This is a genomic window from Streptomyces sp. S07_1.15 (assembly GCF_020739505.1).
Lineage (GTDB): Bacteria > Actinomycetota > Actinomycetes > Streptomycetales > Streptomycetaceae > Streptomyces > Streptomyces xinghaiensis.
Genome location: NZ_JAJBZK010000001.1, coordinates 6,679,725 through 6,693,844 on the forward strand (window position 1 = coordinate 6,679,725; position 14,120 = coordinate 6,693,844).

The following is a 14,120-nucleotide window of genomic DNA, read 5'->3' on the forward strand; positions in this document are numbered from 1 at the left end:
CCGGCCGGCTGCCCGCCGGGACCCGGTACCAGAACAGCACCGCCCCGCACCGTCCGCCAGCGGGACTCCGCCGACGGGACGGAGGCCGGAACTCCGGGCGGACCTCGCCGGCCCCCCGGGCTGTCACTGGACGGCCGAGCGGATCTCCTGCTCGGTGGCGGCGTGGGAGACGAGGAAGAGGATGTCCCCCGGCCGCAGCGGCAGATCGCGGGTGGGGAACACCGGTTCGCCGTCGCGGATGACGGCGGCGACGAGCGTGCCGGCGGGGAGCCGCAGGTCGTCGATCCGGCGGCCGTCCGCGCGGGAACCGGCGGAGACCAGCGTCTCGACGACGCCGACCCCGGTCTGCCCCAGCCGGAGCAGGGACACGGTGTCCACCGCCCCGGCGACCTCCTCGACCAGGGCGACCAGCGGCATGTCGGCGGGCACCACGATGTCCACGCCCCAGTGCTCGTCGAACAGCCAGGCGTTCTCGGGGTCGTTGACCCGGGCGGCGACCCGGGGGACGGCGAACCGTGTCTTGGCGAGATGGCTGATGACGAGATTGTCCTCGTCCCGGTCGGTCGCGGCGACGAGGACGTCGGCGGTGATGACCCCGGCGTGTTCGAGCACGGCGGGCTCGCAGGCGTCCCCCGGGACGAAGTCCGGGCCCGCCCCGCCCACCGGGCCGGCGGGCCGCCGCTCGTCCAGGTCGACGAGGGTGACGTCGTGCTGCTCCGCGGTGAGGACCCGCGCGATCCGGCTGCCCAGCCGCCCGGCGCCCGCGATGATCGCTCTCATGTTCCCAGCTCCTTGCCGAGGAAGCCGCGCAGCGTGCCGAGGGCGGAGGCGGCGACGGCGAAGGTGACGACATCGGACGGTTCGGCCGCGGTGTTGTGGGCGGGGACGAGGGAGTGGCCGCCCCGGGTCACCTCCACCACCCGGATCTCCCCGTCCACGTCGAACTCCGCCAGCCGCCGCCCGGTGAGGTAGCCGGGCAGCTCGGAGCGGACGAGCAGGGTCTCGCCGTTGCCGAAGGCCAGTTCGGGGTCGAGGTGGCGGTGGAGCAGCGTGCGGTGGATCTGCTGGACGGTCCAGCGGATGGCGGCCACGGTGGGGATGCCGAAGCCGCGGTACAGCTCCTTGCGGTGCGGGTCGTGGAGGCGGGCGACGACGACGGGGACCCGGTAGGTCTCCTTGGCCGTGCGCGCGCTGACCAGGTTCCGGTTGTCGCCGGAGGTCAGGGCGACGAACGCGTCGGCGTGCTCGATCCCGGCCGCCTCCAGCGCCGTGCGGCTGAAGCCGCTGCCGGAGTGGAACGCGCCGGAGAAGCCGGCGGGCAGCAGCCGCCGGGCCCCCGGGAGCGGGTCGATGATCCGTACGTCGTGGCCCTCGGCGGCGAGCTGCGCGGCGAGCGCGGAGCCCGTCCGGCCGCAGCCCGCGATGATCACTCTCATCGGTCCTCATCTCCTCCCGGGACCCGGGCGGGGCCCGGCCCGTCGTCCGCCGGCTCGTGTCCGGCCGGCCCGCCGCCGTCCGCCCGCCCGCCGCCCGGGGCGGCCCGTTCGCCGGTCTCCGGACGGCGGCGGCGCAGCCACGCCTTGCGGAGCTCGTCGGCGGCCAGCGGAAGCGCCCCGAGACCGGTCAGCACCGCCCAGTCGGCCGCGGCGAGCGGGGCGGTGTTGAACAGCTCCTGGAGCACCGGCACATAGCTGATACAGGCCATCAGGGCGATGCCGATGCCACCGGCGCCCAGCAGCCACGGGTTGGAGAACAGGCCCGCCCGCAGCAGGCTCTGCCGGTCGGTGCGGACGGCCAGGCCCACGAAGAACTGGCTGAGCACGATGCCCGCCTGGACCAGCGTCACCGCCTCCCGGTACACCGGGTGGTCCTCGGTGAAGTCGGCGAACGGGATGCCGGAGGCGTGGATGTGCCAGAAGAAGACGGCCGTCACGCCGAGCGCCTGGATGCCGCCGAGGAAGAGGATCCGGCGCATCACCGCCATCGAGAACAGGCGTTCCCTGCGGGCCCGCGGCGGCCGGTCCATGACGTCGGCCTCCGGCGGCTCCGCGCCGAGCGCCAGGGCGGGCAGCACGTCCGAGCCGAGGTCGATGGCGAGGATCTGCACCGCGCTGATCGGGACGAGCGGGAAGCCGGTGAACGTCGCCGCGACGATGGGGCCCAGCTCGCCGATGTTGCTGCTGAAGACGTAGACCAGGAACCTGCGGATGTTCTGGTAGACGGAGCGGCCCAGCCGCACGGCGGTGGCGATGGAGGCGAAGGAGTCGTCCAGCAGCACCATGACCGCGGCCTCCCGGGCCACGTCGGTTCCGGAGGCGCCCATCGCCACCCCGATGTCGGCGTGCTTGAGCGCCGGGGCGTCGTTGGCGCCGTCTCCGGTGACGGCCACCACCTCGCCGCGCCGCCGCAGGGCGGTCACGGCCCGCGTCTTGTGCTCGGGGCTCACCCGGCACAGCAGCAGCTCCGGGCCGCCGGCCATCACCTCGTCCAGCGCCGCGTCGTCGAGCGTGTCCAGACGCTTGCCGGTGACGACGAGCGGCTCGCGCCCGCGGACGATCCCCACCCTGCGCGCCACGGCCTCGGCGGTGAGCGGATGGTCGCCGGTCGCCATGACGATGCGGATGCCCGCCCGCCGGCAGGCGTCCACGGCCTCGCTGACCTCGGCCCGCGGCGGGTCGAGCATGCCGGTGAGGCCGAGCAGGGTCAGCCCCGACTCGGCGGCGTCGCGGTCCCCGCCGGGCCCCTCCGCCCGCCGGGCGGCGACCGCGAGGACCCGCAGCCCCTGGGCCGCCAGTTCGTCGTTGACGGCGACGACGGCGGCCCGGGACTCCTCGGTGAGCGGCCGGGCCCCGTCCGCTCGGTCGATGTGCGTGCAGCGGGCCAGCAGTTCCTGCGGGGCGCCCTTGGCGTGGACGAGGAAGCCGCCGCCCGGCGCGCGGTGCACGGTGCTCATGAGCTTGCGGCCCGGGTCGAAGGGGTGCTCCGCCACCCGGGGGGAAGCGGCCTCCTCCGCGTGCGGGTCGATCCCGGCCTTGGCCGCCGCGACGAGCAGGGCCCCCTCGGTGGTGTCACCGAGCACCCGCCAGTTCCCGTGGTGCCCGCCCGGCCCGCCGCCGTTTCCCGGGGCGTCCCGTCCGCCGTCCCCGCCGGGCGGCACCAGCTTGGCGTCGCAGCAGAGCGCGGCGACCCGCAGCAGCTCCCGCACCCGCGGCGCCGGGTCCGCCACCTCGCCCTCCGGGGCGTAGCCCACGCCGGACACCGGGTGGAGGGCCCCGTCGGCCCACACCCGGGTGACGGTCATCTCCGCCTGCGTCAGCGTCCCGGTCTTGTCGGTGAGGATCACGGTGGTCGAGCCCAGCGCCTCCACCGCCAGCAGCCGCTTCACCAGGGCGTTGCGGCGGGCCATCCGCCGCACGCCGATGGCCAGCGACACGGAGAGCGTCGCGGGCAGCCCTTCGGGGACGAGGGCCACCATCACCCCGAGGGCGAAGACGAACGCCTCGACCGTGTCGTCCCCGCCGGGAAGCCGGACGGCGAACAGCAGGGCACCGATGGCCAGCGCGGTCCCCGCCACCCGCCGCGCCATGGCCGCCACCTGGAGCTGCAACGGCGTCCTCTGCCGGGAGGCCGAGGCCGTCAGCCGGTAGATGCGGCCGAACTCGGTGGCCGCCCCGATGGCGAACACCACCGCCTTCCCCGCACCGGCCACCACGTCGGTGCCCATGAAGAGGCAGTTGCGCGCGTCCGTCAGCGGCCCGGGGACGGCCGTCGCCGCGCTGTCGCGGCGCACCGGATCGCTCTCCCCGGTCAGTGCCGCGTTGTTCACCGACAGCTCGTGCGCCTCCACGAGGCGGCAGTCCGCCGGCACCGCGTCACCGGCCTCCAGCGTCACCACGTCGCCCGGGACCAGGTCCCGCGCCGGCACCTCCTGCCGCCGTCCGTCCCGGAGGACGCGGCAGGTGTGCGGGACCATGGCCTGCAGCGACTCCGCCGTGCGCTCCGCCGAGTACTCCTGGGTGAAGCCGATGACGGCGTTGAGCGCCACCACGCACAGGATCGCCACGGCCAGCTGGAGCCGGCCGGCGTCCCGGGGCTCGCTCAGCCAGTAGGCGAGGAAGGTGATCGCCGAGGCGAGGAGCAGGACTACGGCGAAGAGGTCGGTGAGTTGCGCCAGGGCCTGCCGCCCCGGGCCGGCCCGCGCGGCGCGGGGCAGCTCGTTGGCGCCGTACCGCTCCCGGCGCTCCCCGGCGGCGTCCGGGGAGAGGCCGCGCGGGGAGGAGCCCAGGGCGCCGTGGACCTCGCCGGGCGGCAGCGCCTCCAGACCGGGGCCGGCGGCCTCCGGGGCGCCCGGGGCTCCGTCACCGCCCCTGGCGGAGACGCGGGCCGGGGTCACGGGCACCGGCCGGCACCGGGGGACGCGGGCCGCGGCTGCCCGGGCCGGGTGTCCCGCCGCTCCGCCCGCACGGGGCGGGGGCCACGCCGGGTGCCGGGATGGGGAGCCATGGCCATCCTCCAGGGAGAGTGACGGGAGGCGCTGCTGTGCTGCTCTCCCTTCGTACCCCTTTTGCCCGGCGGCGGGGAGCGGCCGGACCGGTTCTGCCTCGGTTGGCGGAGCGGCGTCACCGCCGGCTGCCGGCGCTCGCGCCCACCCCGGGCGTCCGGGCACCCGGACCGGCAGTTCGCTTGGGCCAGGGTTCCGGACCGCTGGTCCGCCCGCTCGGGCGGGGGAGCGGCATGGCCCCAGCCCGGCCCCGGTTCGGCCGGATGCGCGGGCACGGAGGCGGGAGCAGGCGGCGGGTGGAAGCGGCGGGAGGAAGCGGCGGGAGAATCTGCTGGGAGGGCAGGACCGGTGAGAGAAGTGTGCTGATCGGCGCGGTTCCCGGCCGGTGCCCGGGGCGGCGGGTAGCGTGCCTCTTCCGTCGCACGCGGCCGGGCCCGGTTCCGCGTTCAACTGCCCTTCCCGGGAACGGGGATGAGCCGTCCGGCGTCGGGTAGGCCCCTCCAGAAGCGGAACCGGAAGGTGACAACCATGACTCCTGCTCCACGGGGGCCGGTCGCGCTCCTGGCCGCCGCGGCCCTCCTGTTCACGGCCGCGTGCGGCTCCGGCGACGACGGGGGTGACGAGAAGACCACGAAGCCGTCGGCCACCACCGGTTCGGCGGACACCGGCACGCCGGACCGGTCGCCCACGTCCTCCTCGCCGCGCCCCACGGCGACCGCCCCGGACGACCCGGACCGCGCCGAGGACGAGATCCGGAAGGCGTGGCGGGGCTTCTTCGACCCGGACGTGCCGGTGGAGAAGAAGACCGCTCTCGTCGAGGACGGCGTCCAGTACGAGCTGATGATCCAGGGTTTCGCCGAGGACAAGCGGGCCCGTGAGCTGCGGGTGCGCGTGGACTCCGTCGACTTCACCTCCTCACGGGACGCCGACGTCGGCTACACCCTCCTGCGCGGCGACGAGACGATCCGGCCGGAGAAGCCGGGGGAGTCCGTGCGGCAGGACGACGACTGGAAAATCTCGTTCCGCACGCTCTGCTCCCTCGCGGACCGGGGCGAGGACGTCCCCAAGCCCGTGGCCTGCTGACCGCCTGGGGCCGGACCCGGCCCGGGCCCGATCGGAGGCTCCCGGGCCCTCACCCGACTGCCCTCGCCCCACCCGGTATGCGAGGTTTCATCCCTCTTGCCCGGGAACCCGGCAGGCGGGGCAACGGCCGCCTCCCGGCCGGCCGCCGGCCCCGGTGCGCCGCGCCGCAGCGGCAGCCCGGCGCACGGACCCCAGCAGCGGCAAGGAGAGAGCCATGGCGCACACGAGCGTCCCCCAGGTTCTGCACGCGATCAAGGACGTCGACTTCCCGGCCGGCAAGGACGAGCTCATCCGGGCCGCGAAGGTGGGCGGCGCCTCCGAGGCGGCCGTGGCCGCGCTGCGCGGTATCCCGGCCGAGCGGTACGAGAACCGCGACCAGGTGGCCCACTCCGTGCGGGTCGATCCGGACTCCGACCTCGGCCACAGCCGCGGCCAGCAGGGCGAGCAGGCGCGCAAGGGCGCCAAGCGGCATCTGTCCCAGCACCTGCGCGACGCCGACAAGCCCCCCGTCGAGGAGGAGCTCGAACACCCGCGCAGGATGCCCGGCACCGGCCCCCGCCAGGGCCCCCGGCACCACTGAGGGCGGAGCGGCCCGCCGGACCCCGGTGCCCCGGGCGCCCGGCGGGCCGCCGCCGCGGTTCAGCGCGGCAGCGCCTGGCCCAGGCGGGCGCCGGCCTCCGGGGCCCCGAAGGCCGAGGGGCCGAACGAGACGATGCCGGTCGTGGTCAGCGAGGTGGCCGCGCCGCGCAGGACCCACACCGCGCCCGAGTCCCGGAACGAGCCGTCCTCCAGGGGGGCGCCGGCGGCCAGGTCGTCCAGTCCGTCGCCGTCGGTGTCCTGCAGGGCGAGGGCCGCGCCGAAGCGGTCACCGGCCTCGGCGATCCCCGGGACGCCCGCCGTGTCCTGGTGGAAGGCGCGGGCACCGGTGCCGGACAGCCCGCCCGCGGCGCCCTTGAGCAGGACGACGGCACCGGCGTCCGCGCCCGCGGGAAGATCCTCGTGCGGCACCCCGACGGCGATGTCGGCGCGGCCGTCGCCGGTGACATCCCCGGCGGCGAGGGCGGCGCCGAACTGGTCACCCGCCTCGCTCGCACCCGGAACACCCGCCGTGCCCTGGTCGATGACCGCGGTGCGGGTGCCGGGGCCGTCCGCCGTGCCGTAGACGACCTTGACCGACCCCGGGTCGGTCGGCAGGTCCTCGTTGACGCCGCCGGGCACCGTCCGCATCACCAGGTCGCCGTGACCGTCGCCGTCCACGTCACCGATCACCGCGGAGGCGCCGCGCCCGGGGGAGGCGCTGCCGCGGGCGAGGCCGGTGGCGGTGCCCCGCCAGAAGATGGCCGGTTCGGTCATCTCCTCGAAGTCGTGCAGACTGACGAGGTCGTCCCGGCCGTCACCGGTGATGTCGCCCGCGACCAGGTCCCGGGGCTCGAACACCCGGCCGGTGGGCACGTCCGCCGTGCCGGCCGGGGCGGCGCCGCGCGTGAACGGGCCGTAGAGGATCCGCAGGTCGCCCCACTCCTCGGAGACCGAGCTGACGCCCACCAGGTCGGCGTGCCCGTCGCCGTTGAAGTCCCCGCCCGTCAGGCTGTCGCCGCTCGTCCCGGCGGAGACGGGCAGCACGGTGCCGCCGTCCAGGCCGAACCGGGAACCCCAGAGGACGGTGACGGAGGAGGTCCCCGGAGTCTCCACGGCGAGGTCGGTGTAGCCGTCGCCGTCGAGGTCGCGGGCGACCGTGCGGTGGCCGAACCGCCCGCCGGCGGCCGGCGAGCCGGGGACCCCGGCCGTGGCCTGGCTGATGACGTGCCGCCGCTCGGTCTCCACGCCGCCGGACGAGCTGTACACCACGACGACGTACCCGGCTTCCGCCAGGCCGCCGATGGTGGCGCCGGGGGCCGAGGAGGCGACGTCGGCGTGCCCGTCCCCGTCGAAGTCGGGCTGCGGCGCGAGCCCGGCCGGACGGGCGGCCGGCGCGCTCTCCCCGGCGCTCGCGGGGAGCGCCAGGAGGGACGGCACGGTCGCGAGGGCGGCCACGACCGCGCAGCGCGCGACGAGGGACGGGCGGATACGGCGACGCACAGAGGGCCTCCAGGGAAGTCGTCACACGAGTGGGGAGCGCCGCGTGTTCACCGGGCCGCAAGCGCGTGTTGGCCCGGTGAACACCTTCGGCACATCTGTGACGACGGCTCGGCGCGCTGAACGGTTGCGCTGCCGTGTCACCGTTCAGCACGTCCCTGTAACACCCCAACCGCCCTTCCCCGGCGGCGGGTTGACGGACTCAGCCCTGGGCGCCGGCCGTGGCGCCCGGGCCCGTGGCGCCCGGGGCGGCGGCCGGGTCGTGGCGCAGGGCGCTGGGCCACCACACCGCCGGCCCGATGTCCCGGGTGAGCGCGGGCACCAGCAGCGACCGCACCACCAGGGTGTCCAGCAGGACGCCGAAGGCCACGATGAAGGCGATCTGGACGAGGAACGCCAGCGGGATGACGACCAGCGCGGCGAACGTCGCGGCCAGCACGACCCCGGCCGAGGTGATCACCCCGCCGGTCGCCGTCAGCCCCTTGAGGACGCCCAGGCGGGTGCCCCGGAGCTGCGCCTCCTCCCGGACCCGCGTCATCAGGAAGATGTTGTAGTCCACGCCGAGGGCCACCAGGAAGACGAACCCGTACAGCGGTACGGACGGATCGACGCCGCCGAAGCCGAAGAGGTGCTCGAAGACGAGGGTGGCGACCCCGATCGTCGCCCCGTAGTTGAGGGCGACGGTGAGGACCAGCAGCACCGGCAGCAGCAGCGAGCGGAGCAGTGCCACCAGGATCACCAGGATGATGGCCAGCACGACCGGGACGATCACCTTCAGATCCCGCTGGGCGGTGGTCTGGGTGTCGTACTGCTGTGCGGTGTAGCCGCCGACGAGGGCGTCCGCGCCGGACACCTCGTGCACCGCGTCACGGAGCCGCTGCACGGTCGCGCGGGCGGCGTTGCTGTCGGCGTCGTCCTCCAGCACGGCGTCGATCCGCACCCGCCCGTCCACGACCAGGGGCTCGCCCCCGCCGGGCCGCCCGGACTCGGTGACGGGCGCCGCGGAGGAGACGCCGTCGGTGCCGTTCGCGGCCCGCGTCACCTCGCGGACCCGGTCGGCGTCGGCGATGATCACCGCGGGATTGCCCGTGCCGCCGGGGAAGTGCTCGCTCAGCGTGCGCTGCGCGGCGACCGACGGCGCGTCGTTGACGAAGATCTCGCTCAGCGGCACCCCCTCCGACTTCAGCTGGGGCGCGAAGACGGCGAACAGGGCGAGCACCGCGAGCGTCACGGCCCAGATCCGCCGGGGCGCCCGGTCCACCCACGCGGCGACCCGGGCCCAGATGCTGCTCTGCCCGGCCTCCGGGTGCTCGGGATCCACCACGGGCCTGGGACGGGCCGGCCAGTACGCGGCCCGGCCGAGCAGCAGCAGGGCGGGCGGCAGGAAGGTCAGCGCGGCGAGGACGGAACAGACGATGCCGATGGCGCCGACCGGGCCGAGCGCCTTGTTGTTCGCCAGATCGCTGAGCAGCAGGGCGAGCAGGCCCAGCGCCACGGTGGCGGCGCTGGCCGTGATCGCCCCGGCGGACCGGCGCACCGCGGCCCGCATGGCGTCGAACCGCTGTTCGTGCTGGGGCAGTTCCTCGCGGAAGCGGGCGGAGAGCAGCAGGGCGTAGTCGGTGGCCGCGCCGATGACGAGGATGAAGAGAATGCCCTGCACCTGCCCGTCGACCCGGACGACGTCGCGCTCGGCCAGCGCGTAGACGATGCCGGTGGCCAGCGAGAGCGCGAACACCGCGCTGAGGATGATGACGAGCGGCAGCAGCACACTCCGGTAGACCAGCAGCAGGATCAGCAGCACGACGCTGAGCGCCACCCCGAGCAGCAGCCCGTCGACGCCCGCGAAGGCCTCGGAGAGGTCGTTCTGGGTGGCGGCGGGGCCGGCGATCCGCACTGATGTTCCGTCAACCCGTTCGGCCGCCTCGGTGATGCGGTCCAGGACGTCGCCGGTCTCGTCGCCCAGATCGTCGCGGAGCTGGACCACGCCCTGCAGCGCGAGACCGTCCTCGGAGGGCAGGGCGGGGGAGACCCGGCCGGTGACGCCGGGGCTGTCGGAGAGCGAGGCCAGCGCGCCGGTGGCCGCCTCCCGCTGACTGCCGGTGATCTTCCCTTCGTCGGCCGTCCAGACGACGATGGCGGGCAGCGTCTCGCTCTGCCGGAACGCCTTCTGAGCGTCGATCACCTTCGTCGACTCGGCGCTCTCGGGGAGGAAGGCCGACTGGTCGTTGGTGGCGATCTCGCTGAGCTTCCCGGCGTACGGACCGAGGGCCCCGCCGATCCCCAGCCAGACGACGAGCAGCAGGGCGGGTACGAGCCAGCGGGCGGCTCGCGGTGTGGACGGCATCGGTCTCCCTCGGAGAGATCAGCGGAACGGAACGCAATTCTCGTGCCCCGGATCCACCCCGGAGTGCACGACGCCCCCGATTCGTCACCTGCGGGCCGTACGGATGCGGGGCCGGGGGCCGGGCCGCGGCGGGCCCGGGCGCAGGTGCCCCGGGGACGGCGGTGCCGCCGCCCCGTACCGGCCGCGACGCCGGGCCACGAAGAAGGTAACGGGCGAGCCGCCGCCCCCTCGCGCCGGGCCCGGCCTGCTGCTCCACGGCGTCTCGGGCACGCGCCGGCCGCGGTCGGCCGTGGTAGGCCGCCGGACACCGGAGGCACCGGTGACGCACCCGGCGCCCGGCCGGGGTGCGGGAGCCGTGCGCCAGGCGCCCCCGCCGGCTCAGCCCAGATGCATGCGGCGTCCGGAGACGTGTTCGGGGGCGATGAGCACCCACCGGTCCTGCTCGTCGCCCGCCCAGGGCTCGGTGGGCGCATGCTCGTCCAGCAGGGCCGCCTCGTGGCCGGTGGCGGCCCGGGCGCGGCCCGTGACCAGGACGCTCCAGCCCTGGCTCAGCATCTCGTCCACATCGTCGACCTCGAAGGCGACCTCCTGCCCCGGAGCCGTTGCGGGCGGGGTGCCGGGCCGGGCCCGGAACGCGATCATGTCGTCCCGGACCAGGTAGTTCACCGGGACGATGACCGGGCCCTCCTCGGCGGAGACGGCGATCCGGCCCACCCCGTGCGAGACGAGCCGGTCCCGGCACTCCTCGGGACCGAGGTCGTGCAGCTGCGGATAGTCACCGGGCCGGCCCCGCTCCGGCGGGGGGCAGGGGAAGCCGCCGCGCAGCGCCGCGACCGTCGTCTCCAGCGCCCCGGCCAGCTTGAGCAGCCCCGGGCCGCTGGGGTCGGCCGGGTGCTCCTCCAGATACTCCAGGTAACCGGGGGCCATCCCGGCGCGGGTCGCCAGCTGTTCGCGGCTCAGGCCGAGGCGCTCGCGCTGGCGGGCGACGCGGCGTCCGATGTCGCCGCCGTCGTGTGCCGGTCGGTGGGCTGCCTTGTGGGACACCGCGATCGCATCCTCTCGCCGGTTCGGGGCCCGGCCCGGGTACCCACCGGCGCGGAGGACTATCCCGCCCGGGGCGGACCGGAGGGCCGGAAGGACCCGGAAGGACCCGGAACGGCCCGGAAGGACCCGGGACGGCCCGCCGTCTCAGGCCCCGGTTTCCGGGCCGCTGCCCGCGCCCGCCCCGGCCGCCGCCGCGGTGCCCGTACCCGTCCCGGAGGCGCCCCCGGCCGCCCCGGCCCCGGCTTCCGTGCCCGGCCTGAGCACCGTGCGGATGTAGTCCTCCACGGTGGCCTCCAGGCCCACGTCGTGCCCCGCGCGCTCCGACATCAGCCAGCGGTGCTCCAGCAGCTCGTGGTAGATCTGCGCGATGTCGGCCGAGCCGCGCAGCTCGCGCGGGACCAGGCGGACGGCGGGCCGGAACACGTCCCGCACCCAGCGGTGGGCCAGCACCTCGGGACGCGCGCCCAGCGGGTCGCCCGGCGCGTAGTCGTCCTGCGAGACCATCCAGGTCTCCAGATCGCGGAGCAGGCTGCGCGCCTGGTTCTCCTCGGCGTCCATGCCCGTCAGCCGGAGCAGCTGCCGCTGGTGGTGGCCGGCGTCGACGACCTTGGGGAGGAACGTCACCGCGTCGCCCTCGGGGGTCGCCTGGATCTGCATCTCCGCCACGTCGAATCCGAGGTCGTTGAGGCGGCGGATGCGGCGGTCGATGTAGTGCCGCTTGGCGAGCGGGTACACCGACTGGCGGGTCAGCTCGTGCCACAGCTCGCCGTACCGCTCGGCGATGGCCGTGCCGAACTCCACCGGGTCCACCGAGGGGTGCAGGGAGCCGCCCGCCTCCAGGTCCATCAGCTCGCCGGATATGTTGACCCGGGCGATCTCCAGGTCGTACTCCCGCTGCCCGTGGCTGAGCTGGGGCCGGAGCTGCCCCGTCTCGGCGTCGACGAGGTAGGCGGCGTACTCGCCCGCGTCGCGCCGGAAGAGGGTGTTGGAGAGCGAGCAGTCGCCCCAAGCGAAGCCGCTGAGGTGGAGGCGGACGAGGAGGACGGCGAGCGCGTCCAGCAGCCGGTTGATGGTGCCGGGCCGCATCGTCGTCTCGAACATCGAGCGGTACGGCAGCGAGCCGTCCAGATGCCGGGTGATGAGGACGGGCTCCAGCGGCTCGCCGTGCGCGTCCCTCCGCCCGGTGACCACCGCGAGCGCGTCGACGGCGGGGACGGCGAGCCGGTCCAGGTCCCGCAGCAGCTCGTACTCCCGTACGGCCGCCCACTCGCCGACCTCCTTGACGGCGACCACCTCGTCGCCCGCGCGGGCGAACCGCACCACATGGCGGGAGATACCGCGCGGCAGCGCGACCAGGTGCTTGTCCGGCCACTCCTCCAGCGGCACGCTCCACGGCAGATCGAGGAGGTCGGCGGGGTGCTCGGGGGAGGTCGCGGTGATCTGGAGTTCCATGGGCCCAGTCTGCGGCAGGCCCGCGGGGCGCGGGGAGGGCCGGCGTCCCGGCTGTCCCAGAGGGGGACCGGCGGCTCGCTACGAGCCCCGGTACAGCCGGTTGAGATCCACCAGGACGACCTCCCCGCGCCCGGCCGCGGCCCGCAGCTCGTGCGTGAAGCCCGCCCCGCTGTAACAGGCCGGCCGGGCATGGCTGGTGTCCACCCCCCTGGCCGCGAGCAGAGCGAGGATGTGCCGCAGGCGTTCCAGATGCCGGAGGTCCATGACCTTGTGCCACTTGACCTCGCCCACCGAGAGCAGGATGCCGTGATCCTGGCCGACCGCGCCGTGTACGACCACATCGACTTCGTGGCTCGTGCGGGCCGCCGGGTCGGCGACCGTTCCGGCGGAGACCTGGATCGGCATTCCGCCGAAGGTCTCCGGGTCCGCGTGCCATTCCACCCACTCCCGGCACAGCCCCTCGAAATGCGGCCCCACCACCTTGCTCAGAAAGACGGCCCTGCTGCGGCTCCAGACCTGCGCCGCCCCGCGCCGTCTGCTGAGCACCGCGGACTCCGGCCGCACCACCGCGTGATGGAAGGCGATCAGAGGCTCGGCGACGTGATAGGTGGTGCGGTTTCGCCGGAAGGCGTCCGGCTGGGCGGTGAGCAGCCCGCAGTTCCTGAGGACGGTGAGCGGCAGGGAGATGTCCGTCGCCTTCCGCCCCACGGCGCTCGCGATGCCGCCGCTCGTGTGATTCCCCCCGGCGACCGCGGCCAGGACGGAGTGGTACAGCGCCCGGTCCCGCATGTCGGGCTCGGCCGCGAGCAGGAAGGAGGCCTCGCCGTGGATGGGCCGCGCCGGATTGAGCACCGTGCGGCACACCCAGTCGTCGAAGTCGTCCCTGCCCGCCGGTACGTCGTCGTCGACGAACTCCCGCCGGTACGCGGGGGTGCCGCCGACGACGGCATGGGTGAGGACCGCCAGTTCGGGGTCGTCGATACCCCAGAACTCCGCCGCTTCGCGGTAGCCGAGCGAATGCACCACCAGATCGAGCCCGGCCCGCCCGTAGAGCGGCGAGGTGCCGGACAGCAGCCCGCCCATGAACGACATGGCACTCCCGCACAGCAGAATCCGCGGATGCCGCTCCAGGTGACGCCCGGACCGCACCCCGATCGCCGCCTGGAGCTGCGAGGGCAGGGCGGGCGCGTTCCGTACCAGGTACGGGAACTCGTCGATGATCACGGGAAGCGGTTGCGCGGCCGCCAGGGAGAAGAGCAGGTCCAGCGCCTCCTCCCAGTGCGCGGGCCGGGGCGGGAGCGAGGCGCCGGTGTACCGCGCCACCGCCTCGCCGAGCAGTTGGAGCGATTCGGTCACGGACGCCTCGACGGCGGCGTAGTAGAAACCGCCGGTGGCCTCGGCCAGTGCCTGGAGAAGGAAACTCTTGCCCTGCCGCCGGCGCCCGGAGACCACGCCGAGTCTGGGTCCGGCGCCACGGCCGGTGGCGAAGGCCGTCAGCTCGCTCCACTCCCAGTCCCGGTCGAACATGTCGGCCGGCTTGGGAAGATGCCGGGCAGTCGGGGGAGACGGCATGCGGGCGTCCTTGCTCGAGACGTGATTCTTAGAAGTACATCTCTAAGA

General features: G+C 74.9%; 10 protein-coding genes. 2 read left to right on the forward strand and 8 right to left on the reverse strand.

Annotated elements, in window-relative coordinates; genetic code table 11:
* Nucleotides 1-123 precede the first annotated feature (123 nt).
* The 3 genes from LIX60_RS28755 to LIX60_RS28765 are packed head-to-tail and all read right to left on the reverse strand — an operon-like array spanning nt 124 to nt 4,399.
* Nucleotides 124-780, reverse strand: a complete 657-nt coding sequence (locus LIX60_RS28755) for a TrkA family potassium uptake protein (protein WP_227962030.1) — start codon at nt 778-780, stop codon at nt 124-126.
* Nucleotides 777-1,436 carry a TrkA family potassium uptake protein gene (locus LIX60_RS28760; protein WP_227962032.1) on the reverse strand — a complete coding sequence of 220 codons (660 nt, stop codon included), beginning with the start codon at nt 1,434-1,436 and terminating at the stop codon, nt 777-779. The genes LIX60_RS28755 and LIX60_RS28760 overlap by 4 nt, the downstream gene beginning before the upstream one ends.
* Nucleotides 1,433-4,399: a cation-transporting P-type ATPase gene (locus LIX60_RS28765; protein ID WP_227962035.1), complete on the reverse strand. Its 2,967-nt coding sequence runs from the start codon at nt 4,397-4,399 to the stop codon at nt 1,433-1,435. The genes LIX60_RS28760 and LIX60_RS28765 overlap by 4 nt, the downstream gene beginning before the upstream one ends.
* A gap of 630 nt (nt 4,400-5,029) precedes the next feature.
* Between LIX60_RS28765 and LIX60_RS28770 the strand changes: the two genes are divergently transcribed.
* Together LIX60_RS28770 and LIX60_RS28775 are read left to right on the forward strand one after the other, a co-directional pair.
* Complete coding sequence (locus tag LIX60_RS28770) at nt 5,030-5,584, forward strand: hypothetical protein (protein ID WP_227962037.1); 555 nt, start codon at nt 5,030-5,032, stop codon at nt 5,582-5,584.
* A 214-nt stretch (nt 5,585-5,798) separates the two neighbouring features.
* On the forward strand, nt 5,799-6,164 hold the full coding sequence (locus LIX60_RS28775; RefSeq protein WP_019708604.1) for a DUF2795 domain-containing protein: 366 nt from the start codon (nt 5,799-5,801) through the stop codon (nt 6,162-6,164).
* Between the two features lie 59 nt (nt 6,165-6,223).
* Here the strand turns inward: LIX60_RS28775 and LIX60_RS28780 are convergent, their stop codons facing one another.
* The 5 genes from LIX60_RS28780 to LIX60_RS28800 form a co-directional block, all read right to left on the reverse strand.
* Entirely contained in the window at nt 6,224-7,663 is a 1,440-nt protein-coding gene (locus LIX60_RS28780; protein ID WP_227962039.1) for an FG-GAP and VCBS repeat-containing protein, read from the reverse strand.
* Between the two features lie 199 nt (nt 7,664-7,862).
* On the reverse strand, nt 7,863-10,004 hold the full coding sequence (locus LIX60_RS28785; RefSeq protein WP_227962041.1) for an MMPL family transporter: 2,142 nt from the start codon (nt 10,002-10,004) through the stop codon (nt 7,863-7,865).
* Nucleotides 10,005-10,382: 378 nt separating this feature from the next.
* Nucleotides 10,383-11,048: a pyridoxamine 5'-phosphate oxidase family protein gene (locus LIX60_RS28790; protein ID WP_227962043.1), complete on the reverse strand. Its 666-nt coding sequence runs from the start codon at nt 11,046-11,048 to the stop codon at nt 10,383-10,385.
* Between the two features lie 144 nt (nt 11,049-11,192).
* Nucleotides 11,193-12,500: a DUF4032 domain-containing protein gene (locus tag LIX60_RS28795; RefSeq protein WP_227962045.1), complete on the reverse strand. Its 1,308-nt coding sequence runs from the start codon at nt 12,498-12,500 to the stop codon at nt 11,193-11,195.
* Nucleotides 12,501-12,578: 78 nt separating this feature from the next.
* Nucleotides 12,579-14,072, reverse strand: coding sequence for an ATP-binding protein (locus tag LIX60_RS28800; protein WP_227962046.1), 1,494 nt, complete (start codon nt 14,070-14,072; stop codon nt 12,579-12,581).
* Between the last annotated feature and the right edge of the window lie 48 nt (nt 14,073-14,120).

Excerpts from the sequence above, each read along its gene's own strand:
- LIX60_RS28775 (WP_019708604.1), top strand. The coding sequence starts at position 5,799 with ATGGCGCACACGAGCGTCCCCCAGGTTCTGCACGCGATCAAGGACGTC.
- LIX60_RS28770 (WP_227962037.1), top strand. The coding sequence starts at position 5,030 with ATGACTCCTGCTCCACGGGGGCCGGTCGCGCTCCTGGCCGCCGCGGCC.
- LIX60_RS28755 (WP_227962030.1), bottom strand. The coding sequence starts at position 780 with ATGAGAGCGATCATCGCGGGCGCCGGGCGGCTGGGCAGCCGGATCGCG.
- LIX60_RS28795 (WP_227962045.1), bottom strand. The coding sequence starts at position 12,500 with ATGGAACTCCAGATCACCGCGACCTCCCCCGAGCACCCCGCCGACCTC.
- LIX60_RS28760 (WP_227962032.1), bottom strand. The coding sequence starts at position 1,436 with ATGAGAGTGATCATCGCGGGCTGCGGCCGGACGGGCTCCGCGCTCGCC.
- LIX60_RS28800 (WP_227962046.1), bottom strand. The coding sequence starts at position 14,072 with ATGCCGTCTCCCCCGACTGCCCGGCATCTTCCCAAGCCGGCCGACATG.
- LIX60_RS28785 (WP_227962041.1), bottom strand. The coding sequence starts at position 10,004 with ATGCCGTCCACACCGCGAGCCGCCCGCTGGCTCGTACCCGCCCTGCTG.